Source organism: Rhodanobacter sp. KK11, from assembly GCF_033345435.1.
Lineage (GTDB): Bacteria > Pseudomonadota > Gammaproteobacteria > Xanthomonadales > Rhodanobacteraceae > Rhodanobacter.
Window position 1 is genome coordinate 710,603 of sequence record NZ_JAWPMI010000001.1, and the last position, 23,601, is coordinate 734,203.

General features: G+C 67.3%; 22 protein-coding genes. 18 read left to right on the forward strand and 4 right to left on the reverse strand.

Annotation, left to right across the window (positions count from 1 at the left end):
• Positions 1-72: 72 nt before the first annotated feature.
• The 10 genes from R5H19_RS03040 to R5H19_RS03085 all read left to right on the forward strand — a co-directional run bounded on the left by R5H19_RS03040 (position 73) and on the right by R5H19_RS03085 (position 11,245).
• Complete coding sequence (locus tag R5H19_RS03040; protein WP_318157494.1) at positions 73-1,398, forward strand: ABC transporter permease; 1,326 nt, start codon at positions 73-75, stop codon at positions 1,396-1,398.
• An 11-nt stretch (positions 1,399-1,409) separates the two neighbouring features.
• Positions 1,410-2,624: an FtsX-like permease family protein gene (locus R5H19_RS03045; protein WP_318157495.1), complete on the forward strand. Its 1,215-nt coding sequence runs from the start codon at positions 1,410-1,412 to the stop codon at positions 2,622-2,624.
• A gap of 78 nt (positions 2,625-2,702) precedes the next feature.
• Positions 2,703-3,995 (forward strand): ABC transporter permease, encoded by a 1,293-nt coding sequence (locus tag R5H19_RS03050; protein WP_318157496.1) that lies wholly within the window; start codon positions 2,703-2,705, stop codon positions 3,993-3,995.
• 25 nt (positions 3,996-4,020) lie between these two features.
• Positions 4,021-5,244: an FtsX-like permease family protein gene (locus R5H19_RS03055; protein ID WP_318157497.1), complete on the forward strand. Its 1,224-nt coding sequence runs from the start codon at positions 4,021-4,023 to the stop codon at positions 5,242-5,244.
• An 88-nt stretch (positions 5,245-5,332) separates the two neighbouring features.
• Complete coding sequence (locus tag R5H19_RS03060) at positions 5,333-6,679, forward strand: sigma-54 dependent transcriptional regulator (RefSeq protein WP_318157498.1); 1,347 nt, start codon at positions 5,333-5,335, stop codon at positions 6,677-6,679.
• Positions 6,680-6,758: 79 nt separating this feature from the next.
• A complete protein-coding gene (locus R5H19_RS03065; protein WP_318157500.1) occupies positions 6,759-7,085 on the forward strand; it encodes a hypothetical protein in 327 nt (108 codons plus the stop codon).
• 31 nt (positions 7,086-7,116) lie between these two features.
• Complete coding sequence (locus R5H19_RS03070; protein ID WP_318157501.1) at positions 7,117-8,502, forward strand: ATP-binding protein; 1,386 nt, start codon at positions 7,117-7,119, stop codon at positions 8,500-8,502.
• A 61-nt stretch (positions 8,503-8,563) separates the two neighbouring features.
• Positions 8,564-9,511 (forward strand): SPFH domain-containing protein, encoded by a 948-nt coding sequence (locus R5H19_RS03075; RefSeq protein ID WP_318157502.1) that lies wholly within the window; start codon positions 8,564-8,566, stop codon positions 9,509-9,511.
• Between the two features lie 10 nt (positions 9,512-9,521).
• Positions 9,522-9,968 (forward strand): NfeD family protein, encoded by a 447-nt coding sequence (locus R5H19_RS03080; protein WP_318158143.1) that lies wholly within the window; start codon positions 9,522-9,524, stop codon positions 9,966-9,968.
• Positions 9,965-11,245, forward strand: a complete 1,281-nt coding sequence (locus R5H19_RS03085; protein WP_318157503.1) for a threonine/serine exporter family protein — start codon at positions 9,965-9,967, stop codon at positions 11,243-11,245. Before R5H19_RS03080 ends, R5H19_RS03085 begins: the two co-directional genes overlap by 4 nt.
• Before the next feature lie 277 nt (positions 11,246-11,522).
• Here R5H19_RS03085 and R5H19_RS03090 read toward each other — a convergent pair whose 3' ends face one another.
• The 3 genes from R5H19_RS03090 to R5H19_RS03100 form a co-directional block, all read right to left on the reverse strand.
• Positions 11,523-11,846, reverse strand: a complete 324-nt coding sequence (locus R5H19_RS03090) for an H-NS histone family protein (protein WP_318157504.1) — start codon at positions 11,844-11,846, stop codon at positions 11,523-11,525.
• Between the two features lie 279 nt (positions 11,847-12,125).
• Positions 12,126-13,823 carry a proline--tRNA ligase gene (locus R5H19_RS03095; RefSeq protein ID WP_318157505.1) on the reverse strand — a complete coding sequence of 566 codons (1,698 nt, stop codon included), beginning with the start codon at positions 13,821-13,823 and terminating at the stop codon, positions 12,126-12,128.
• Positions 13,824-13,928: 105 nt separating this feature from the next.
• Positions 13,929-14,354 carry a DUF4124 domain-containing protein gene (locus R5H19_RS03100; RefSeq protein WP_318157506.1) on the reverse strand — a complete coding sequence of 142 codons (426 nt, stop codon included), beginning with the start codon at positions 14,352-14,354 and terminating at the stop codon, positions 13,929-13,931.
• Positions 14,355-14,464: 110 nt separating this feature from the next.
• Here R5H19_RS03100 and R5H19_RS03105 point away from each other — a divergent pair, with 110 nt between their 5' ends.
• The 3 genes from R5H19_RS03105 to rimI are packed head-to-tail and all read left to right on the forward strand — an operon-like array spanning position 14,465 to position 16,229.
• A complete protein-coding gene (locus R5H19_RS03105) occupies positions 14,465-15,247 on the forward strand; it encodes a phosphatidylcholine/phosphatidylserine synthase (RefSeq protein ID WP_318157507.1) in 783 nt (260 codons plus the stop codon).
• The gene (locus R5H19_RS03110; protein WP_318157508.1) at positions 15,244-15,741 is read left to right on the forward strand and encodes a hypothetical protein; all 498 of its coding nucleotides are present in this window, start codon (positions 15,244-15,246) and stop codon (positions 15,739-15,741) included. Before R5H19_RS03105 ends, R5H19_RS03110 begins: the two co-directional genes overlap by 4 nt.
• Before the next feature lie 5 nt (positions 15,742-15,746).
• Positions 15,747-16,229, forward strand: a complete 483-nt coding sequence (gene rimI / locus R5H19_RS03115) for a ribosomal protein S18-alanine N-acetyltransferase (protein ID WP_318157509.1) — start codon at positions 15,747-15,749, stop codon at positions 16,227-16,229.
• Positions 16,230-16,273: 44 nt separating this feature from the next.
• On the opposite strand, the gene R5H19_RS03120 is transcribed toward rimI, so the two are convergent.
• Positions 16,274-19,105, reverse strand: coding sequence for a valine--tRNA ligase (locus R5H19_RS03120; RefSeq protein WP_318157510.1), 2,832 nt, complete (start codon positions 19,103-19,105; stop codon positions 16,274-16,276).
• A 635-nt stretch (positions 19,106-19,740) separates the two neighbouring features.
• Here R5H19_RS03120 and R5H19_RS03125 point away from each other — a divergent pair.
• Genes R5H19_RS03125 through R5H19_RS03145 form a run of 5 tightly spaced genes read left to right on the forward strand, consistent with a single transcriptional unit; the run spans position 19,741 to position 23,554 of the window.
• Positions 19,741-20,670 carry a transporter substrate-binding domain-containing protein gene (locus R5H19_RS03125; RefSeq protein WP_318157511.1) on the forward strand — a complete coding sequence of 310 codons (930 nt, stop codon included), beginning with the start codon at positions 19,741-19,743 and terminating at the stop codon, positions 20,668-20,670.
• A 49-nt stretch (positions 20,671-20,719) separates the two neighbouring features.
• Positions 20,720-21,460 (forward strand): amino acid ABC transporter permease, encoded by a 741-nt coding sequence (locus tag R5H19_RS03130; protein WP_318157512.1) that lies wholly within the window; start codon positions 20,720-20,722, stop codon positions 21,458-21,460.
• A complete protein-coding gene (locus R5H19_RS03135; RefSeq protein WP_318157513.1) occupies positions 21,457-22,137 on the forward strand; it encodes an ABC transporter permease subunit in 681 nt (226 codons plus the stop codon). The genes R5H19_RS03130 and R5H19_RS03135 overlap by 4 nt, the downstream gene beginning before the upstream one ends.
• The gene (locus R5H19_RS03140) at positions 22,134-22,868 is read left to right on the forward strand and encodes an amino acid ABC transporter ATP-binding protein (RefSeq protein ID WP_318157514.1); all 735 of its coding nucleotides are present in this window, start codon (positions 22,134-22,136) and stop codon (positions 22,866-22,868) included. The genes R5H19_RS03135 and R5H19_RS03140 overlap by 4 nt, the downstream gene beginning before the upstream one ends.
• Entirely contained in the window at positions 22,820-23,554 is a 735-nt protein-coding gene (locus tag R5H19_RS03145) for a GntR family transcriptional regulator (RefSeq protein ID WP_318157515.1), read from the forward strand. Before R5H19_RS03140 ends, R5H19_RS03145 begins: the two co-directional genes overlap by 49 nt.
• The last annotated feature ends 47 nt before the right edge of the window (positions 23,555-23,601 follow it).

Sequence of the window (23,601 nt, forward strand, 5' to 3'; positions counted from 1 at the left end):
CCCTGGAGGAAAAGCGCCCCCTCCCGCCCTCCCTCTGCCTGGCAGAGGGAGACATGACCATGGAGTGATGCGATGTTCGGCTACTACCTCGACTTGGCGCTGCGCAGCCTCAAGCGCAACAAGGTGCTCACCGCGCTGATGGTGCTGGCCATCGCGGTCGGCATCGGCGCCAGCATGACCACGCTGACGGTGATGCACCTGCTGTCGGGCGATCCGCTGCCGGGCAAGAGCGGCAGGCTGTTCTACGCACAGGTGGATGCCGTCCCGGACACCAGCTACAACCACGCCGAACCGCAGGACATGCTGGACTACCGGTCAGCGATGGATCTGTGGAGCGCACAGCGTGCGGACCGGCAGGCGCTGATCGTGGACAGCCAGCTGAAAGTGCACGCGCCCGGCGTGGACCTGCCGCCGCAGATGAAAACGATGCTGTCGACCACGGCGGATTTCTTCCCGATGTTCGAGGTCCCGTTCCGCTACGGCAACGGCTGGAGCGCGGACGATGACGCGAAGCACGCGCGCGTGGCGGTGATCTCGGCCGATCTCAACGACAAGCTGTTCGGCGGCGCCGACAGCGTGGGCCGCACGCTGCGCCTGCGCGACACCGAGGTGCGCATCGTCGGCGTGCTGAAGCCGTGGCGGCCATCGCCGCAGTTCTACACGGTGGCCGGCGGCCGTTTCTCGCACGGCAACACCGCGGACTATTACGCCAAGCCGGAGGACGTGTTCGTGCCGTTCACCAGCGGCCTCGAAATCAACGACGGCAACTTTCGCCAGTTCAATTGCTGGCGTATCCCCGACAAGCCCGGCTACCTGGTGAACGCGCCGTGTGTCTGGATCGGTCTGTGGGTGGAGCTGGGCAGTGCGGCGAAGGTGGCCGGTTACCGTGACTTCCTGGCCGGCTATGCCGCGCAGCAGAAGGCACTGGGCCGCTTCATCCATGCCGACAACACGCGCTTGCGCAACCTGATGCAGTGGCTGGACTTCAACGGCGTAGTGCCCGGAGACGTGCGCCTGCAGACCTGGCTGGCATTCGCCTTCCTTGCGATCTGCCTGTTCAACACGGTGGGCCTGTTGCTGGCGAAGTTCCTGCGCCGCGGCGGCGAGATCGGCGTACGCCGCGCGCTCGGTGCGAGCCGTGCGACGGTATTCGCGCAATGCCTGGTCGAGGCGGGCCTGATCGGCTTGCTGGGCGGCGTCGGCGGCTGGCTGCTGACGCTGGTCGGCCTGTGGCTGGTGCGGCGGCAGCCCACGGCGTACGCGGACCTGGTGCATCTGGACGCCCCGATGTTCCTGATCACCTTCGCGCTGGCGATCGCGGTAAGCCTGCTCGCCGGCGCGCTGCCCGCCCTGCGCGCAAGCCGCATCGCGCCCGCGCTGCAACTGAAGACATTGTGAGGATGCCCGTCATGCAGATACGCCCCGTCCTCTCCGCGCTGCGCAAGCATCGCCTCGCCACCTTGCTGATCGCGCTGGAGATCGCGCTGGCTTGCGCGGTGCTGTGCAACGCCTGTTTCCTGATCGCCAACCGGCTCGGCATGATGAAGATCCACAGCGGCGTGGACGAATCCTCGCTCGCCGTGCTCAGTCTCACCGGCTACGACGGCAGCGCGGATGTCGACGTCAACGCGCGCATGCTCGCCGGCCTGCGTGCGATCCATGGCATGCAATCGGTCAGCGTGATCAACACGGTGCCGTTCGGCCAGCAGGCCGGTACGGTAGGCATCACCACGGATGCGGCCGGCCAGCACTACGGCGCCGTGGTGGACATCTACAACGGCGGCCCCGGCAGCACGCAGGCGCTGGGCCTGCAGCTGGTGGCCGGGCAATGGCCGCAGGCCGACGATTACCAGGCGTTGCAAGGCGACTTCCCGACGGATGCGCGCGTGCTGATCACCCGTTCGTTGGCCGAGCACTTGTGGCCGGGCGTCGATCCGCTGGGCAGGGAGTTCTGGTGCGACAAGCTCCACTTCCGCGTGATCGGCGTGGTCGAGCATCTGGCGCGGGCCCGTCCTGCGAGTCGTGGCGCGAATGCAGCGCAGTGGTCGGTGTTTGCACCGGCGCAGCCCGGCAGGTTCCTTTCCGGCACGTACCTGTTGCGCGCCGATCCGAAGGACCTGCCGCGCGTGCTGCGCGACGCGAAGGCGGCGGTCGCGAAGATCGCCCCGGACGTGGTGCTCGACCACGAGAACAGCCAGACCCTGGGCGATCTGCGCAGCACGTACTTCCAGACCGACCGCGCGATGGCCGGCATGCTGGTGGGCGTGATCGTGGCGCTGCTCGGCGTCACCGCGCTGGGCATCGTCGGCCTGGCCAGTTTCTGGGTGGCGCAGCGGCGCCGGCAGATCGGCATCCGCCGCGCGATCGGCGCCACTCGTGCCGACATCCTGCATTACTTCCAGACCGAAAACTTCCTGATCGTCAGCTTCGGCATCGCGCTGGGCATGGTGCTGGCCTACGCGCTGAACCTGCTGCTGATGCAGCACTACGAGCTGCCGCGGTTGCCGCTGTACTACCTGCCGGTGGGTGCGTTGGCGCTGTGGGCGCTGGGCCAACTGGCCGTGCTGGGGCCGGCGCTGCGCGCGGCGGCGGTGCCACCGGTGGTGGCGACGAGGAGCGTGTGACGGCTTGGCTCCTTCCCTGCATGCAGGGAAGGATATGGAGATGACACCCTTCGCGAGTGGAGAGTGGGGAGAAACGGGATGTTCGGTTACTACCTGGATCTGGCGCTGCGCAGCCTTGGGCGCCACAAGGTGCTCACCGCGCTGATGGTGCTGGCGATCGCGCTGGGCATCGGTACCAGCATGACCACCTTGACGGTGATGCATGTGCTGTCCGGCGATCCGATTCCGCAAAAGAGCGCGCAGTTGTTCCGCGTGCGCATGAACGTGATTGCGGACGACAGTTTCCGGCCGGGCGACAAGGTCCCGGACAACCTGACCCGGCGCGATGCCGAGGCGCTGCTGCGCGATGCGCGTGCGGACCGCCAGGCGGCGATGTCGGCAGGCGCGACGGTGGTCGTGTCTGCGCAGGGCGAGCCGCTGCGCGTGGCGACGCGTTACACCGGCGCGGACTTCTTCTCCATGTTCGACGTGCCGATGCGCTACGGCCAGGCCTGGCGCCGGGAGGACGACGCCGGCCGTGCGCGCGTCGCGGTGATTTCGGGGGTGCTGAACGAACAGCTCTTCGGCGGCGTGGACAGCGTGGGCAAGACGCTGCAGGTGGGCGACCAGTCCCTGCGCATCGTCGGCGTGCTGGGCGACTGGAGCATGAATCCGCGCTTCTACGATCTCAGCAACGGCCAGTTCGGCGACAGCGAGCAGATGTTCGTGCCCCTGTCCACGGCGCTGGACCTGAAGCTGTCCACCAGCGGCTCGACGAGTTGCTGGGGCAGTGCGCCCGACTCCCGCGCCGCCGATGCGCCTTGCATATGGCTGCAGTACTGGGCGGAACTGGACACGCCGGCGAAGGCCGCCGCCTACCGGCAGTACCTGCAGAACTACGTCGCCCTGCAGCAGCAGGCCGGGCGCTTCACCCATGCCGGCCAACTCGAACTGCTGGACGTGATGCAATGGCTGGACGCCAAGGGCGTGGTGCCTTCCGACGTGCGCCTGCAGACGTGGCTGGCACTGGGCTTCCTGGGCATCTGCCTGCTCAACACCGTGGGCCTGCTGCTGGCGAAGTTCCTGCGCCGCAGCGGCGAGATCGGCGTGCGCCGCGCGCTGGGCGCCTCGCGTCGCGCGATCTTCCTGCAGTGCCTGGTCGAGGCCGGCGTGGTGGGGCTGGCCGGCGGCGTGCTCGGCCTGGCGCTGGCGGCCCTGGGTCTGGTACTGGTGCGGCACCAGCCGACCGACTACGCCGCGTACATCCACATGGATCTGCGCATGCTGCTGGCCACCTTCGTGCTGGCCCTGACGAGCAGCCTGCTGGCCGGCCTGCTGCCGGCGTGGCGGGCCATGCATGTGGCGCCCGCCGTGGCGCTCAAGTCGAACTAGGCCGTCAGGCGAGAGGACATTCCCGATGCATTTCCGTCACATCCTTAGCGCCCTGGGACGCCACCGGATCGCCGTTGGCCTGCTCGTGCTGGAGATCGCCTTTTCCTGTGCGGTGGTCTGCAATGCGTTGTTCCTGATCGGCGAGCGGCTGGAGCGCATGCAGCGGCCCACCGGCGTGGACGAGGCGCACGTGGTCGAGATGTTCATCGGCAGCGTCACGCCCGGCACGGCGGGCGCGGTCATGGCGCAGACGCGCACCGATCTCGCCGCACTGCGGGCCATCCCCGGGGTCGCCAACGTATCCGTCGTCAACCAGACGCTGTTCGGCAACTCGTTCAGTTCCAGTGGCGTCAGCCTCAGCGACGAGGCGGAGGCGCCGAGCACCCCGGTCACGCAGTACATGGGCGATGCGCAACTGGCCGACACGCTGGGCCTGAAGCTGGTGGATGGCCAATGGTTCAAGCCGGACGAGTTCATCACCAAGGCGCAGCTCGAAAATGGCAGCTCCGGTCTGCCCGTCATCATCAGCAGGGCACTGGCGGACCATTTCTTTCCGGGCCAGTCGGCGGTCGGCAAGACCATCCATGCCTTCGGCACCAATCGCGTGGTGGGAGTGCTGGATCGGCTGGTGCAGCCGCGCGACTACGGTCCTGCGGAGCACTACGGCTACGCCATGCTGCTCCCGGTGAACCTGCCGTACACGGAAGGCGCCTACGTGATCCGGGTCAAGGACGCATCGCAGCGGGACGCGGTGATCCAGGCCGCATTGCGCGCGCTGAAAGCCGACGGCCTGCCGCGACTGATCTCGCCGAAGTATGCCTTCACGCTGGAGTCGCAGCGCGCCAAGTACTACCGCAACGACCGCGCCATGGCGTGGATGCTGGTGGGCGTGTGCCTGTTGCTGCTCGTGGTCACCGCGGTGGGCATCGTGGGCCTGACCAGCTTCTGGGTGGCGCAGCGGCGCCGGCAGATCGGCATCCGCCGTGCCATCGGCGCCACCCGCGGCGACATCCTGCGCTACTTCCAGACCGAGAACTTCCTGATCGCCACGCTGGGCATCGTGCTCGGCATGGTGCTGGCCTACGGCCTCAACCTGCTGCTGATGCGGCATTACGAGCTGGGCCGCCTGCCGGGTTACTACCTGCCGGTGGGCGCGTTGGCGCTGTGGGTGCTGGGCCAACTGGCCGTGCTGGGGCCGGCGCTGCGCGCCGCGGCGGTGCCGCCGGTGGTGGCGACGCGGTCGGCGTGAGCAGGGCGTCCGGTGGTATACGCGTGACGATAGTCATGGCAACCTTTGTGGTTCGAGCGGCATCCATGTCCGCATGTGCAGAAGAAAGATGCGTACCGTCCTGATCATCGACGACAACCCGGCCGTGGGCGAGGCACTGTCGCTGGCGCTTTCGCTCAACGAGATCCGCCCGCTCACCGCGCTGACCCCCGACGAGGGCCTGGCGTTGCTGCAGCGCGAGGCGGTGGACGTGGTGATCCAGGACATGAACTTCACCGCCGACACTACCTCGGGCGAGGAGGGCGTGGCGCTGTTCCGGGCGATCCGCGAGCGCCATCCGGACCTGCCGGTGATCCTGCTGACCGCGTGGACGCACCTGGAGACCGCGGTGGAGCTGGTCAAGGCCGGCGCCGCCGACTACCTGGCCAAGCCGTGGGACGACAACAAGCTGCTGGCCACGGTGGAAAACCTGCTGGAGTTGTCCGAGTCCACCCGCGAGCTCACCCGCAGCCGGCGCGAGCGGCGCCAGCGCCGCGACCTGCTGCAGAGCAAATACGATCTGGACGGGCTGGTGTTCGCCTCCGAAGCGATGGGGCGCACGCTCAACCTGGCCTGCCAGGTGGCGCGTTCGGATGTCTCGGTGCTGATCACCGGCCCGAACGGCAGCGGCAAGGAACGCATCGCCGCGATCATGCACGCGAACTCGGCGGTGAAGCGCGGCCCGTTCGTGGCGGTGAACTGCGGCGCGCTGCCGGGCGAACTGATCGAGGCCGAGCTGTTCGGCGCCGAGGCCGGCGCGTATACCGGCGCGAACAAGGCGCGCGAAGGCCGCTTCGAGCTGGCCGACGGCGGCACGCTGTTCCTGGACGAGATCGGCAACCTGCCGCTGCCCGGCCAGATGAAGCTGCTGCGCGTGCTCGAGACCGGCCAGTTCGAGCGGCTGGGTTCCGGCAAGACACGGCACGCAAAAGTGCGCGTGCTGTCGGCGACGAACGCCGACTTGAAGGCGATGATCCAGGCCGGCACGTTCCGCGAGGACCTGTATTACCGGCTCAACGTGATCGAGGTGAACCTGCCGCCGCTGAGCGAACGCAGCGACGACATCCTGCCGCTGGCCGAGTTCTTCCTGGGCGGTCGCGCCGAGCTGGGCGACGCCGCGCGCGATGCCCTGCTGAGTTATTCGTGGCCGGGCAACGTGCGCGAGCTGAAGAACGCGATCGAACGCGCTGCACTGCTGGCCGGCGGCCAGCCGGTCACGCCCGAGCTGCTGAACCTGCCGCAGCATGCGCCGACCGCGTCGGCGGCGCGCAATCTCGACGAGCCCAGCCGCGAGGCGGTGGAGAGTGCCTTGCACAAGGCCGACGGCGTGGTCAGCCGCGCCGCGCAGAGCCTGGGCCTGTCGCGCCAGGCGCTGTACCGGCGGATGGAGCGCTACGGCCTGGCGAGCACGGCTTGAGCGATCTGTGACGGCGATGCTTGTCCTCGACCCCGAAGGCGTAGAAAGATGACCGCATGCATCCAGCAGGGGGAGTGCCATGCGATATCGCCGGATCATGCTTGTCGCCGCCTGGCTGAGTGCCGGGCCGGCGTTGGCGCAGGCCCCGTCGGATTCCGGCGGCAACTGGACGCTGCGTCCCGCGCTGGCCGGCGCGGTCGAATACCGGCTTGGCCCGCCCGCGGTACTGGCCAAAGCGCAGCGCAGCCCGTTCCGGTTCAGCGACGGCCGCGAGGGCGACGTGCTGAACAAGCCGCCGCCGCGGCCGATGGACCGGGCTGCGGTGCTGGGCACCGAGCGCGCCTGGGTGGGCGGGCGGCCACCGCTGGATTGCGCGATCACCCCGCTCGACGCCAGGTGCCATTGAATCGACTTTTTCCCGCCGAGGAGAACAGCCGATGTGGCGTCGCCTGAATTCGCTGCAGGGGCGCCTGACCCTCTTGCTGGCCGTGGCCGGTCTGGCCGGCGCGCTGATCTATGCCGGCGTCACCCAGTGGCCGCTGCCGCAACTGCTGCTGTGGCTGCGCAAGGACCTGGCGCTGTCGATCCGCGCGCCGATGCAACTGGGCATCTACGGCGGCCTGCTGGCCAGCGTGGTCGTGCTGCTGCCGCTCGCGTTCTGGCTGGCCGGCCGGGTGATGGCGCCGGTGAGCCGGCTGCTGCGCGCGCTGGAGGGTGCGGTGGCCAGCTACCGCGATGGCGACTTCAGCTTCTCGATCGCGATCAGCCGGCGCGACGAACTCGGCGAGTTGATTCGCATGCACAACGCGTTGGGCCAGACCCTGCGCGAGCAGCGCCAGCACCTGGTGCAGCGCGAGCTGCTGCTCGACACGGTGGTGCAGAACACCCCGGTGGCGCTGGTGCTGACCGATGCGGCCGGCCGGGTGGCCTACGCCAACATCGCCTCGCGGCACCTGTTCAACGAAGGCCGCAACCCGGTCGGGCTGGACTTCGCCGAATTGCTGGCCGAAGCGCCCGAGGCGCTGCGCAAGGCGGTGGAAAGCGGCGAGGACGCCCTGCTCAGCGTGGAGATGGACGGCAGCGAGGAAACCTTCCACCTGTCGCAGCGCGCGTTCCGCCTGCAGGGTCGGCCGCACCGGCTGCACTTGTTCCGGCGCATGACGCGCGAGCTGTCGCGGCAGGAAGTGGCGACCTGGAAGCGGGTGATCCGGGTGATCAGCCACGAGCTCAACAATTCGCTGGCGCCAATCACCTCGCTGGCGCACTCCGGCGCGGAGCTGGCCCGCCGTGGCCAGCTCGATCGGCTGCCCGGCGTGTTCGCCACCATCGGCGAGCGCGCGCTGCACCTGCACCGCTTCATCGCCGGCTACGCCAGCTTCGCCAAGCTGCCTGCACCGCAGCCGGCGGACATCGCGTGGAAGCCGTTCCTCGACGGGCTGGCGCTGCATTGCCAGTACCGTCTGGCCACGCCGATGCCGGATCGGCCGGGGCATTTCGATGCGGTGCAGATCGAGCAGGTGCTGATCAACCTGATCAAGAACGCGCACGAGTCGGGCGGGCCGGACGACGAGGTCACGTTGTCGATCCTGGATGTCGGCAACGAACTGCGCATCGAGGTGGCCGATCGCGGCCCCGGCATGAGCGAGACGGTGCTGGCCCAGGCGCTGCTGCCGTTCTATTCGACCAAGCGTTCCGGCACCGGGCTGGGCCTGGCACTGGCGCGCGAGATTACCGAGGCGCACGGCGGCCGCGTGCTGCTGGCCAACCGCGAAGGCGGCGGCCTGCGGGTGAGCCTGCGCCTGCCGCAGGCGGCGGTGCGCTGACATTCGCAGCGGCACGGCCTCGCCTATACTCAAGGCCTTCTTCAGGAAATGGGGGCAGGCAATGGGACAGCTTCTTGCGTTGGTGATCGTGGCCGTCGTCGTCATCGGCGTGGTCAAGCTGGTGCGCATCGTGCCGCAGGGTTACGAGTGGACGGTGGAGACGTTCGGCAAGTACACCCGCACGCTGACCCCGGGTCTGCATTTCCTGATCCCGATCTACCAGGCGGTCGGGCGCAAGATGAACATGATGGAACAGGTGCTCGACGTGCCTTCGCAGGACGTGATCACCAAGGACAACGCGGTGGTGCGCGTGGACGGCGTGATGTTCTACCAGGTGCTGGATGCGGCCAAGGCGGCCTATGAGGTGGCTCAACTGGAGCAGGCCGCGCTGGCGCTGGTGATGACCAACATCCGCACCGTGCTCGGCTCGCTGGACCTGGACGAATCCTTGAGCCAGCGCGACGCGATCAACGCCAAGCTGCTGCGCGTGGTGGACGAGGCCACCCACCCGTGGGGCGTCAAGGTCAACCGCATCGAGATCAAGGACATCTCGCCGCCGCGCGACCTGGTCGACGCGATGGCGCGGCAGATGAAGGCCGAACGCGAGAAGCGCGCCAACATCCTCGACGCCGAAGGCTTCCGCCAGGCGGCGATCCTCAAGGCGGAGGGCGAGAAGCAGTCGGTGATCCTGGCCGCCGAGGGCGAGAAGGAAGCCGCGTTCCGTACGGCCGAGGCGCGCGAGCGTTCGGCCGAGGCCGAGGCCAAGGCCACCACCATGGTGTCCGACGCGATCGCCAGCGGCAACGTCAACGCGCTGAACTACTTCGTCGCCAACAACTACGTCGAGGCGCTGAAGGCGATGGCCGCCTCGCCGAACCAGAAGATGCTGCTGCTGCCGATCGAGGCCACCGGCGTGATCGGCGCGCTGGCCGGCATCGGCGAACTGGCGAAGGAATCGCTCGGCCAGCAGCAGAAGGCCGCCGCAAGCCAGCCGCCGCAGCTGCGTTGAGGGCGCCATGATGGGAGAGCTTTCGACGCATTACCTGTGGTGGATCCTGGCGCTGCTGCTGATCGCCGGGGAGCTGCTGCTGCCGGGGTATTTCCTGTTGTGGATCGGCCTGGCCGCCGCGGCGATGGGCGTGGTGCTGTGGCTCGATCCGGGGCTGGGCCTGCTGGCGCAGGCGATCCTGTTCGGTCTGCTCGCGTTCGCCTCGTGCGTCGGCTACGCACGCTGGCTGCGGCCGCGGCTGGAGCGCCGCGCACCCGGCGACGAGCGGCTGAACCGGCGCGCCGAGCAGATGATCGGCCAGCGCTACGAGTTGGTCGAGCCGATCGTCAACGGTCGCGGCAAGGCCCGCGTGGGCGACAGCCAGTGGCTGGTCAGCGGGCCGGACCTGCCGCTGGGTGCCACGGTGGAGGTGGTCGCGGTGGAAGGCACCACGCTGCAGGTGCGCGCCGCGGCATGAGTGCGGGCGACGCCATCAGCCAGCAGCAATTCGCCGCCACCGCGCTGACCACGCGCATCGCCTTCGTGCTGGAGCTGGCGCGAAGGCTGCATCAGTACGGCACCTCGGCGCCGCGGCTGGAGATGGCGATCGCCGGCGCGGCGCAGCGGTTGGGGCTGGGTGCCGATGTCTGGTCCAGCCCCACCGCGATCATCATTTCCTTCGTCGACCTGGCCCAGAACGAGGAAGGCGTGGCGCCGATCACCCAGGTGATGCGGCTGGCGCCGGGCGAGGTGAATCTGGAGCGGCTGTGCCAGGCCGACGACATCGCCGATCGCGCGATCGCCGGCGAGCTGGGCCTGCGCGACGGTTTCCGCCGGCTGCGCGAGCTGGGTCGGCCCGACACGCGGCGCGAGCAGCTCGGCTCGATCGCCAGCTACGGGCTGTCCGCGGCCAGCATCGCGGCGCTGTTCCTGCACAGTTCCTGGGTGGATCTGGTGGTGGCCGGGGCAGTCGGCGTGATGATCGGCTGGATCACCCTGCTGTCGGCCAGCCGGCCGCGACTGGCAGTGGCCAGCGATGCGATCTGTGCGCTGGTGGCGACCACGGTGGCGATCGGGGTGAGCGCGTTCGTGGTGCCGCTGGCGATCAAGTCGGTGGTGCTGGCCGGCCTGATCATCCTGGTGCCGGGCATGTCGCTGACCAACGCCGTGCGCGAGATTTCCAGCGGGCACCTGGTGTCCGGCATGGCGCGCATGGGCGGTGCGATGTCGACCCTGCTCAAGCTCACCTTCGGCACCCTCGCGGCGACTCAGTTGTGCGCCGCGCTGGGCATCACGGCGCGCGACTTCGCGCTGCCGGCGCTGCCGGCCTGGACCGATTACCCGGCCCTGCTGATCGCGGCGGCGGCGTTCGCCATCCTGTTCCGCGCGGCCCGGCGCGACTGGCCGGTGGTGATCATGGCAGTAGTGGTGGGCTACCTCGCCACGCGCTGGGGCGGTGCGATCTTCGGCTCGTTGTCGGGCGCCCCCGTGGGCGTGTTCCTCGGCGGACTGCTGCTGGGCGCGCTGGCCAACGTCTACGCGCGCTTCGCACACCGGCCGGGCGCGGTTATCCGCGAGCCGGGCATCCTGCTGCTGGTGCCGGGCAGCGTGGGTTTCCGCAGCGTGTCGTTCCTGCTCGAGCGCGATACGACGCTGGGCCTGGACACCGGCCTGCTGCTGCTGACCCTGCTGGTGTCGCTGGTGGCAGGGCTGATGTTCGGCGACCTGATGGTTTCGCCCCGCCGCTCCCTGTAAAGCAAAAATAGCCGAAGACGTATTCTTCCCGTCCTCTTGTCCATCAAGACGACGAACCCGCCCGGCACGTTTGCCCCTTCCCTGCAAAGCAGGTGAGGGTTGCTTTTGGCCAAGGCAAGATCAAAAGCCACCCCCTCCTGGCTTTCCCCTGCGTTGCAGGGGGAGGAATCAAGCGTGCGCCTGCCCGCTCGAATGAACGCGACATTGCCTTGGAATCGACAAAAAAACGCCGGCACAGGGCCGGCGTTTTTCATTGGGTCGGCGGAACAGGTGGCAATCAGATCGCCAGGTCCTTTTCCTTCTTGCCGGCTTTCAACGCGTCGTTGAACCAGTGCGGGCGCTTGCCCCGCCCGGACCAGGTCTGGGCGGGATTGGCCGGATTGCGGTATTTCGGTGCCACCGTGCCGGTGCCGCGCTTGGCCTTGCCGCGCGTGCTGCCGAAGACGTCCTCGAAGGTATAGCCCTCGGCCTTGATCATCGCATGCACCTTCTCGCGCAGCTTGACGACCTTTTCCTTGCGCAGCTCGTTCTGGCGCATCTGGGCCTTGCTGATCAGATCGGTGAGCTGATTGTGATTCAAGTTCTTGATGTCGACGGCCATGATGGACTCCCGGTATGTATCGGCAATTAAAAGGTTCTGGCGATGGTCTGGCGATTATCGGCGACAACGCCGGACGCGATGGCGGTTGTCGTGATGCACATTCTCGCCGATATGCAGAATTCCTGTAAAGCGCGACGCCGCGCGTGAACGATGGTTTCACATTAAGAATGATTAATGGCGCGGTACTCCGAATTAGCTCCGGTCGGCGATTTCGGTACGGCATGCGAAAAAAAACGGCCGCACTCGGCGGCCGTTTCGGTTAATGCGGATTTGGCCGGCTCAGTCGAGCAAGGCAAACAATTCGTCCTCGTTCAGCGAGCGGTTTTCGCTGTCCCCGCGGGCCCGGTATTCCAGCGTGCCGGCGGCCAGGCCGCGTTCGCTGACCACCACACGGTGCGGAATGCCGATCAGCTCCATGTCGGCGAACATGCTGCCGGCGCGCAGGCCGCGGTCGTCCAGCACCGCCTCGACGCCGCGCTGCAGCAACGCCTGGTACAGCGCTTCGCCGGCCGCGGCGACCTCGGGCGAGTGCTTCGGGTTGATCACGCACACGGCCACCCGCCATGGCGCCATCGCCTCAGGCCACAGGATGCCGGCCTCGTCGTGGCACTGTTCGATGGCGGCCGCCACGATGCGGCTGATGCCGATGCCGTAACAGCCCATCAGCATCACCTGGGCCTTGCCCTGATCGTCGAGCACGGTGGCACCCAGCGCCTCGGCGTATTTTCCACCGAGCTGGAACACGTGGCCCACCTCGATGCCGCGGGCCAGGTGCAGCGTGCCCTTGCCGTCCGGCGAGGGGTCGCCCTCGACCACCTGGCGCAGGTCCTCGACGCGGGTGATGCGCGCGTCGCGCTCCCAGTTGGCGCCGGTGTAGTGGGTGTCGTCCTGGTTGCCGCCGCAGACGAAGTCGGCCAGCACCGCGGCGCTGCGGTCCACGATCAGCGGGATCGAGGCGGGCAGGCCGACCGGCCCGATGGAGCCCGGACGGGCACCGGTGGCGGCGAGGATGTCCGCTTCGCCGGCGAGCGCGAATTCATCCGGCAGTTCGGCCAGCTTGCCGGCCTTGACCTCGTTGAGTTCATGGTCGCCGCGCAGGCACAGCGCCACCAGGCCGTCCTTGCCGCGCACCATGAGGGTCTTCACGCATTGCGCAGGCGATACCTTGAGGAAGGCGCTGACCTCGGCGATGGTTTTCTGTCGCGGCGTGTCCACGCGCTGCAAGGTGGCGGCCGGGACAGGACGGGCAGCCGTCGGCGCCAGCGCTTCGGCTTTTTCGACATTGGCCGCGTAATCGGAAGCGTCGGAAAACGCGATGGCGTCCTCGCCCGAATCGGCCAGCACCTGGAATTCGTGGCTGGCATTGCCGCCGATGGCGCCGGTGTCGGCCTGCACTGCGCGGAACTTCAGGCCGAGCCGGGTGAAAATGCGCGCATAGGCGTCGTACATCGCCTGGTAGGTTTGTGCCAGCGACTCCTGGCCGAGGTGGAAGGAATAAGCGTCCTTCATCAGGAATTCGCGCGCGCGCATCACGCCGAAGCGCGGACGGATCTCGTCGCGGAACTTGGTCTGGATCTGGTAGAAATTCACCGGCAGCTGCTTGTAGCTGTTCAGCTCGTTGCGCGCGTAGTCGGTAATCACTTCCTCCGCGGTGGGCGCGTAACAGAATTCCTGTTCCTTGCGGTCCCGGATTTTCAGCAGCTGGCCGCCGAATTTCTCCCAGCGGCCGGTTTCCTCCCACAGTTCCCGGGGCTGGATCGTGGGCATCAGCATTTCGATCGCGCCGGCGCGATCCATTTCCTGGCGCACCACGTTTTCCACCTTGCGCAGCACGCGCAGCCCCAGCGGGCTCCAGGTGTACAGACCGGCGGCGAGCTTGCGGATCATGCCGGCGCGCAGCATCAGGCGGTGGCTGGCGATCTCGGCGTCGGCGGGCACTTCCTTGACGGTGGCCAGGTGGAATTGGCTGAGGCGCATGCGGGTGGTTCCGGCGTGGTAAAGACGCCTAGTGTAGCGGCCTGCCGGCGTCGTCGCCGAGCATGGCCGGCATCATCCGGCGCATGCCTGCGCTATCGCGACGGCTTACCGGCCTTGCTGGCAGAACTGGTCGTATTGCGCCTGTGCCGAGGCAACCTGCTGCTTGCGCTGGGCGTCGTCGAGCGCGACGGCCTTGCCGTTCTGCTGCATCACCACCGGGCCGCTGCCCTGCAGGGCGGCGAGGTTGGACTTCAGCGACTCGCACAGCTTGCCGCGGTTTTCGGGCGTGTCGGCCATCGGTTGGGCCGGTTCGGCCGCCGCGGTTTCGCGGTTTTCCGCCGCTACGCTGGGCGCCGGCGCGACCAGCGGCTCCACCCTGCCGGTGGTGGTCACCTTCACGTACTTCGTGCCCTGTGCCGGCGGCGCTTCGGAGTAGTGCACGGTGCCGCCGGCATCCGTCCACTTGTAGACCTGGGCGGCGGCCAGCGGGGCCAGCAACAGCAGCGCCACGGCGATCAGCGAACGGTGCATGGTGTTCTCCATTCCGCAGGAAGATTTCGGTTCACCTTGTTAACACTCCGACGTGCCGGACTCAAGCAGCCGATGGTTTACACTGCGCGCATCCCGTCACGGATTGATCCATGAGCGAGCCATTGCCCGTCCGCCGGCCCCGTCACCGGGGCATCTACCTGCTGCCGAACCTGTTCACCACGGGGGCGATGTTCGCGGGTTTCTACGCGATCATCGCCAGCATCGGCGGTCGCTACACCGAGGCGGCGGTCGCGGTGTTCATCGCCGCGCTGCTGGACGGCATGGACGGCCGCGTGGCGCGCATGACCGGTACCCAGAGCGAATTCGGCGTGCAGTACGACTCGTTGTCCGACCTGGTCAGCTTCGGTCTGGCGCCGGCGCTGGTGATGTATACGTGGTCGCTGTCGACGCTGCGCGATTTCGGCCCGCTGTGGGGCAAGCTGGGCTGGGCCGCCGCCTTCATCTACGCCGCCTGCGCCGCGTTGCGGCTGGCGCGCTTCAACACCCAGGTCGGCGTGGCCGACAAGCGTTATTTCCAGGGGCTGGCCAGCCCGGCCGCGGCGGCGGTGTGCATGTCGTTCGTGTGGAGCGTGGACAAGTTCGGCCTGGCCGGCAGCGACTTCAGTTTCGTCACGGCCGTGCTGGCGGTGGTGGTCGGCCTGCTGATGGTCAGCCGTTTCCGCTATTTCAGTTTCAAGTCGCTGCCGATGGGCGACCGCCAGCGGGTGCCGTTCGTGTGGATGGTGGTCGCGGTGCTGCTGCTGGCCCTGCTGATCCTGGACACGCCGCGCGTGCTGTTCGCCGGCTTCACGATCTACCTGTTGTCTGGCCCGGTGTGGACGATCTGGGGCCTGGCCACGCATCGGCGCCGGGCGCGGCGCAATGCGGCATGAACGCTCCGGCGCGCCAGTTTGTCGACGCCGGGCATCGCGCCCGCGTGTTGCGCGCGCTGGGCGTGACGCCGTGGCAGCGCCGGGTGGCGCCGGCCGTGCCCGCGAAGGCAGCCGAGCCGGAACCCGCCGCATTCGCTGCCGAGGCGGCGGACGCGGCCTGCGTGGTGGTGCTGCCGCAGGGCTGCAGTGCGCGTGAGCTCGACCTGATCGGCCGCGCCCTGGCTGCGTGCGGCGCCTCGCTGGCGCGCGCCGCGCGGGTCACGGTGGATGGTGGTCAGCTGGCCGCTGGCGTGCCCGAGGCGCGGGCCTACCTGGTGTTCGGCGAAGCGCAGGCGCATGCGTTGGGCCGCGCGCTGCCGGCAGCGGTAGTGCACCGGGCGCAGATCGTGCTGGCCGACGAGCCGGCGCTGGTGCTGACCAGTGCCGGTGCCAAGCGGCGGCTGTGGAACGCGCTGCGCAGCGTGCGCCGCGCACTGGCAGCCGCGGACGGCTGAGCGCCATGGTCGCGGTGATCAAGCCGGCGATCCAGGTGCGCAGCATGCGCGTCGAGGACCTGGATATGGTCAGCGCGCTGGAAAACGCCTCCTACGAGTTCCCGTGGTCGCCGGGCATTTTCGGCGACTGCCTGAAAGCCGGGCACCCGTGCTGGGTGCTGTGCGTGGGCGAGGCGGTCGCCGGCTACGGCATCCTGTCGACGGGCGCCGGCGAAGCGCACGTGCTGAACCTGTGCATCGGCCCGGACTGGCGCGGCCGCGGGCTGGGCCGGCACCTGCTGGGCCGCCTGCTGGACGTCGCGCGCTGGAACGGTGCCGAACGGGTGTTCCTCGAGGTGCGTCCGTCGAATCCGCTGGCCAGGACGCTGTACGAGTCGATGGGTTTTCGCGAGATCGGCCGCCGCCCGCGCTATTACCCCGCACGCCACGGTCGCGAGGATGCGATCGTGATGGCGCTCGATATGGCCGAAGGCCATATCGAGAAGTAGGCAAGGGCTCTGGCTCTTCGAAGAACCTCATCCCGCCCCGCGGTTCACTGCGGTAGCTTGCCCGCCTGTTCGCGCAGTGCGCCCAGCGTGGTGTTCCAGTCCACGACGCGCTGGCGTTCCTGCGCCACCACCTCGGCCGGCGCGTTCGCCACGAAGCTGGCGTTGCCGAGCTTGCCTTCGCACTTCCTGATCTCGCTCTCGATGCGGGCGATCTCCTTGGCCAGGCGTGCCTTCTCGGCGTCGAGGTCGATCAGCCCGGCGAGCGGGATCAGCACGCGCAGCGTGCCGACCACGGCGGCGGCCGCCGCCGGTTCGTCGGCGCCGGCCGCGATCCATTGCGGTGTCTCGGTGTGGGCGAGGAAGGCGATCTGGGCAGCGAACTTCGCCACCCGGTCACGGTCGACGGTGTCACCGTCGGCCAGCAGCAGCGGTATCGTCTTGCCGGGCGAGATGTTCATCTCCGAGCGGATCCGGCGGATGCCGGAGAGCACGTGCTTGAACCACTCGATCTCGGCCGTGGCCGCATCGTCGGCAACGGTCTGGTCGGCACGCGGCCAAGGCCGCTGCATCAGGCTGTCTTCGGTCAGGCCAAGTTTCGGCGCCACCGACTGCCAGATTTCCTCGGTGATGAACGGGATGATCGGATGCAGCGCGCGCAGCACCGACTCCAGCACCACCAGCAAGGTGTGCCGGGTCGAAGCGGCGGCTGCGGCGTCGTCACCGTTCAAGGCCGGTTTGGCCAGCTCCAGGAACCAGTCGCAATATTCGTTCCAGACAAATTCGTACAACGCCTGCGCCAGCAGGTCGAAGCGGTAGCTGACGAAATGCTGCTCCACTTCGCCCAGTGTCTGCTTGAGGCGGGTGAGGATCCAGCGCTCGGCTTCGGTCGCCGGCGCGCCGGCCGGCGCGGCGATCTCGCTCTCGGGCAGGTTCATCAGCACGAAGCGTGCCGCGTTCCACAGCTTGTTGCAGAACGCCTTGTAGCCCTCGGCGCGCTTCAGGTCGAAGTTGATGGTGCGGCTGTAGCTGGCCAGTGCGGCGAAGGTGAAGCGCAGTGCGTCGGTGCCGATCGCCTTGATACCTTCGGGGTATTCCTTGCGGATGCGCTTTTCCACCTTCTCGCGTACCTGCGGGATCAACAGCGAGCGGGTGGATTTTTCCACCAGCGGCTCCAGTTCGATGCCGTCGATCAGGTCCAGCGGGTCCAGCGTGTTGCCCTTGGACTTGGACATTTTCTGGCCTTCGGCGTCGCGCACGATGGCGTTGATGTACACCTCGCGGAACGGCGCGCGGCCGGTGAAGTACTTGGTCGCCATCACCATGCGCGCGACCCAGAAGAAGATGATGTCGAAACCGGTGACCAGCACCGCGCTGGGCAGGAAGACCTGGTCGTGCTCCCAGTTCGCCACGACTTCGCCGCGCTCGTTCTTCACCGGGCCGTCGGCCGGCCAGCCCAGCGTGGAGAACGGCCACAGTGCCGAGGAGAACCAGGTGTCGAGCACGTCCTCGTCCTGGCGCAACGCGCCCACCGGCGCGACACTGGCGTGGGCGCGCGCGTCGGCCTCGTCCTCGCCGACGAAGATGTTGCCCGCCTCGTCGTACCACGCCGGAATGCGATGGCCCCACCACAGCTGGCGGCTGATGCACCAGTCCTGGATGTTGTCCAGCCACTGCGTGTAGGTGGTGCTCCAGTTCTCCGGCACGAACTTGATCTCGCCGGAGCGCACGGCATCGAGTGCCGGCTCGGTGATCGCCTTGCGGCCGCCGGGACGTCCATCCTTCTGGACGTCCGAGGTCAGGTCGACGAACCACTGATCGGTCAGCATCGGCTCGATCACCGCGTCCGAGCGCTGGCTCACCGGCACCTGCAGCTTGTGCGACTTCGTCTCGACCAGAAGGCCAAGCGCCTCGAGATCGGCCAGCACGGCCTTGCGCGCCTCGTAGCGGTCCATGCCGCGGTATCTTTCCGGCGCGTTCTCGTTGACCTTGGCGTCGAGCGTGAAGATGTTGATCGGCGCCAGGTTGTGCCGCTGGCCGATCGCGTAGTCGTTGAAGTCGTGCGCCGGGGTGATCTTCACGCAACCGGTGCCGAAGTCCTTGTCGACGTAGTCGTCGGCGATCACCGGAATCTCACGACCGGTCAACGGCAGCTTCAGCGTGTTGCCGACCAGATGCGCGTAGCGCCCGTCTTCCGGATGCACCGCCACAGCAACGTCGCCCAGCATCGTCTCCGGACGGGTGGTAGCCACGACCACGCTCTCGTCGCTGCCGATGACCGGGTAGCGGATCGACCACAGGTGGCCGTCGCGCTCGACGTTGTTCACTTCCAGATCGGACACCGCAGTGCCCAGCAGCGGGTCCCAGTTCACCAGCCGGTTGCCGCGATAGATCAGCCCGGCACGATACCAGTCGATGAACACCTTGCGCACCGCGGCCGAGAGACCCTCGTCCATGGTGAAGCGTTCGCGCGACCAGTCCGCGGCGGCGCCGATGCGGCGCATCTGGTTGGTGATGGTGGAGCCGGACTCTTCCTTCCATTTCCATACGCGTTCGACGAAGGCGTCGCGGCCCAGATCGTGCCGGCTCTTCTGCTCGGCCGCCAGCTGGTTCTCCACGATCTTCTGCGTGGCGATACCGGCGTGGTCGGTGCCGACCTGCCACAGCGTATTCATGCCGCGCATGCGCTGGTAACGCACCAGCATGTCCATCACCGTCTGCTGGAACGCATGCCCCATGTGCAGCGTGCCGGTGACGTTCGGCGGCGGCAGCAGGATGCAATACGGCTCGCCCTGACCCGACGGCTTGAACGCGCCGCTGGCTTCCCAGCGCTCGTACCACGTCGATTCGATCTGGGCAGGCTCGAAACTTTTTTCCATCGGATACGCTCGATCACGCGCAACGGGCGCGCGGTTCAGAATGGGCAAGACCGCCATTGTACGGGAGCGGAGAGGGGCGCCAAAAGCGCGGTCACTGCGGCGGCAATGGAGCGGAGCCGGGTGCGACGATGTGGGCGCGGGCCGGGACTGCGGCGTGACGCGTGCGCGGCGTATGCCGGATGGCCGGAGTCATGTGGCCAGCGTCGACTTGCTGTGAGCCGGCGGGATGGACCTCGCGGGATCTCTGGCCAGGCAGTGCGCGAAGCCTCTGTGGGCTGATCCCTACGCAGTCGAAGCCGGCTACATGGGCGCAAGGCTTGACGGGGTGGGAAGGCGCATGCCTCGACCGCGCATCTTGGCGCGAGATGGCTTTCCTCGCAACGGACGTCCTGGATCGGTCGGCGCCGGATGAACCGGGTAGCTAAGCGGCGTATTGTATGCCAGTATTATTGTATACAATACGATGACTGCGGTGAGCGAACTGACCCGGAGTGCTGTCTGCGCGACTGGCTGTCCGCCTTGAGGAGACGATAGTCCTTGCCCCATAACAACGCCAGCAAAGGAATTCGCCGTTCCGCGATCTGCGTTGACGGCGCCGGGGCCGGGGCTGCCGCCATGGACACGGAGTGCGCGGGATGAGTCGACCGGGCGTGAGGCTGGCCTTGCTGGGGGCACTGGTCTTGGTCATTGCCGTGGCCACCCTGCGCTTTGGCAGCGCCAAGCCGGACGACAGCGCTGGCCGCCGGACCACGCTGGAAAAGATCCAGCGAAGCGGGGTCATCACGCTGGGGCATCGCGAAAACAGCATTCCGTTTTCCTATTTTGACGACCAGCAGCAGGTGGTGGGCTACGCCCACGACATCTCGGTGGCGATCGCGCGCGAAGTGCAGCGGGAGCTCGGCATGTCCGGCCTCACCTTGAAGCTGGTCCCGGTCACATCGCAGACCCGCATTCCCCTGCTGATCAACAACACCATCGACCTGGAGTGCGGCACCACCACGAACAACCAGGTGCGTGGGCGCCAGGTGGGATTCTCCACGAACTATTTCATCTCCGGCACGCGTTTCCTGACTCGCAAGGGCAGCGGCATCCACGACCTCGACGATCTGGCGGGGCGCAATGTCGTGGTGTCGGCGGGCACGACGTCGGAAATCGTTCTTCGCAGGATCAATGCACAGCGCAAGCTCGGCATACGCATCATCGCGGCGCGCGACCACGGTGATGCCTTCGTGGCGCTGGAATTCGGCAAGGCGATGGCCTTCATGAGCGACGCGGCCATCCTGTATGGCGAGATCTCCAAGGCGAAGCGGCCCGATGACTGGCACGTCGTCGGCACGCCGATGACCGAGGAGGTCTATGCCTGCGCCATGCGCAAAGGGGACGCCGAGTTCAAGGCGGTGGCCGATCGCGCCATCCAGCGGATGATGCGCGACGGCGACATGCGCAGGCTCTACGCGCGCTGGTTCCAGGCGCCGATCCCGCCGCGCGAAGTGAACCTGCAGGTGCCGCTCGACCCCAAGTTGAGCGCGCTGTTCGCCCACCCCAACGATCTCCCGCTGCAATGAACGGCCTCTCCGCAACGATGCCCGCCCGTGCCCAGGCAGAGGTGGCGTCATGAACTACCACTGGGACTGGAGCGTATTCAGGCAGCTCACGATCAACACCGTGGACCGCTATTGGGAATGGCTGCTTTCGGGACTGGCGCTGACCGTGCTGATTGCCATGCTGGCGTGGGTGCTCGCCCTGGCGCTGGGCGTCCTGCTCGGCATCGCACGCACCGTGCCGTTCCGCCCGGCGCGCACCGCCGTCGGCATCTACGTCGAGGTATTCCGCAACATCCCGCTGTTGGTGCAGCTTTTCTTCTGGTACTACATCGTGCCGGCGTTCCTGCCGCTGTCGCTGCAGAACGCAATCAATGCGGCCCATCCGGTGCTCGTGCAGACGATGACGGCCGTGCTCTGTCTGGGCCTGTTCACCGCCGCCCGGGTCTGCGAACAGGTCCGCGCCGGCATCGAGGCGCAGCCGAAGGATCAGTTCAGCGCGGCCTTGGCGCTGGGGCTGAAGCGGCATCAGGTCTACCGCTACGTGATCCTGCCGATGGCGTTGCGCGTGATCATCCCGCCGCTCACCTCCGAGTTTCTCAATGTGTTCAAGAACACGGCGGTCGTGCTGACCATCGGCCTGCTCGAGCTCACGGCGCAGAGTCGCCAGGTGGGCGAGTTCACCGGGCACATCTTCGAGGCCTTCATCGTCGCGACACTGCTGTATTTCCTTGTCGCGCAGACCGTGTCGCGCCTGATGGGCCGGCTGGAGCGGCGCCTGACGATTCCTGGCGAATCCGGAGGTGGCCGATGAACCTCTCGCTGGACTGGAGCGTCCTGCCCGCGGCACTTCCGTTCCTGTTGCAGGGCATGGGTTTCTCGATCGCGCTGCTGGCGGTGTCGCTGCTCGGCGGACTGGTGCTGGGAACGGGACTGGCGCTGATGCGCCTTTCCTCGAACGTGCTGGTGTCGTCGTTCGCTGCGGCCTACGTCAGCATCTTCCGCTCGATTCCGCTGGTCCTGGCGATCTTCTGGTGCTACCTGCTGGTGCCGATGGTCGTCGAGGCGGTGCGCGGCGTGCATACGCCGATCGGCCCGATGTACTCGGCGTTCATCGCATATGTGCTGTTCGAGGCGGCGTACTTCTGCGAGGTGATCCGTGCCGGCATCCTCAGCGTTCGGCGGGACCAGACCAGCGCATCGCTGGCGCTGGGCCTGACCCGCGCGCAGACCATGCGCTACGTCATCCTGCCGCAGGCAGTGCGCACGATGATGCCGCTGATCCTGACCAAGTCGATCATCATTTTCCAGGACACCTCGCTGGTCTACGTGATCAGCGTCAGCGACTTCCTCGGCGCGGCAACCAGGATAGGGCAGCGTGACAGCCGCCTGATCGAGCTGTACCTGTTCGCCGGCGCGGTCTATTTCATCCTCTGCTTCGCCGCATCGAAATTCGTCGAGGCCCGGACGCACAGGAAAGTGGCGACATGATCAGCATCGAGAACGTGTCCAAGTGGTACGGTCAGACGCAGGTCCTGCACGACTGCAGCACCCGCATCGCGGCCGGTGAAGTGGTGGTGGTGTGCGGGCCGTCGGGCTCGGGCAAGTCCACCCTCGTCAAGTGCATCAACGCGCTGGAGCCGATCCAGAAGGGCCGCATCGTCATCGGCGACGACGTGATACCGGCGCCCGCCTCGAAGCTGAGCGCGATCCGCGCCCGCGTGGGCATGGTGTTCCAGCACTTCGAGTTGTTTCCGCACATGACCGTGCTGCAGAACCTCGTGTTCGCCCAGGTCAAGGTGCTCAAGCGCTCGCGCGAGGAGGCGCACGCGCGCGCGGTGGGCTACCTGAAGCGCGTCGGCCTGGCCAGTTTCGAGGCGAAGCATCCGGGCCAGTTGTCGGGCGGCCAGCAGCAGCGGGTGGCGATCGCGCGAGCGCTGTGCATGGACCCGGCGTGCATGCTTTTCGACGAGCCGACCTCGGCGCTCGACCCGGAAATGGTCAACGAAGTGCTTGAAGTGATGACCGAACTGGCCGCCGAAGGGATGACCATGGTGTGCGTCACGCACGAAATGGGTTTTGCCAGCAAGGTGGCCGACCGGGTCATCTTCATGGACGAAGGCCGCATCGTCGACGACTGCCACCGCGACACGTTCTTCGGTGGCACTGCGCAATGCTCGGAGCGCGCACAGCGCTTTCTCTCGAAAATCATCAGTCATTGAACGAAGGAGGGTTCACCATGCTCGACAAAGGTCCCAAGGATCAGTCCGTTTCACTGGTGTCGCGGCTGTCGAGCTGGATCGCACAGCCGGAGCAGGTGCACGGCGTCTCGATCACGGAAAACGAATTGGCCGCGATCTTCGGTGTCAGCCGCACGCCGCTTCGCGAGGCACTCAACTTCGCCAGCGCGATCGGCCTGATCCGACGCCAACGCAGCCGCTCGATCGAGATTCCGCCGTTGTCGGGCGCCGACATGTTTCAGCTCTCGCGCACGCGCGAAGAACTGGAAGGCCTGATCACCTTCCAGGTGTCCGAACGCATAGCCGCCGGCGAGGTGTCCATCGACGGACTGGAGAAGCTCAACCAGCGCATGAGCGCGCTGGCCACGATCGGTGATACCGGCGTACTGCTTGGGGCAGGCCTGGATTTCCACGAGTACATGCGGGAGAACTCCGGCAACGAGGTGGCGGCGGGCTTGCTGCAGCAATTGATGTTGCGGCTGGAGCGGTATCGCCAGTGCATCCGCGCACTGGACGACCGCTCCGGCCACATCGTCCACGAACACGGCCAGATCATCGATGCGATCCGCGCCGGCGATTCGGCGGGCGCCGCCAGGGCGGCCCGGGAACACGTCGCCAACGCGCGCGAGTCGTATCGCGCACAGCTGGCGAAGCATGGTTTGTTTTGATCCGGCGGGCAGTCCGCCACGTTCCTGGCCGTGCCCAGGAGGAGTTG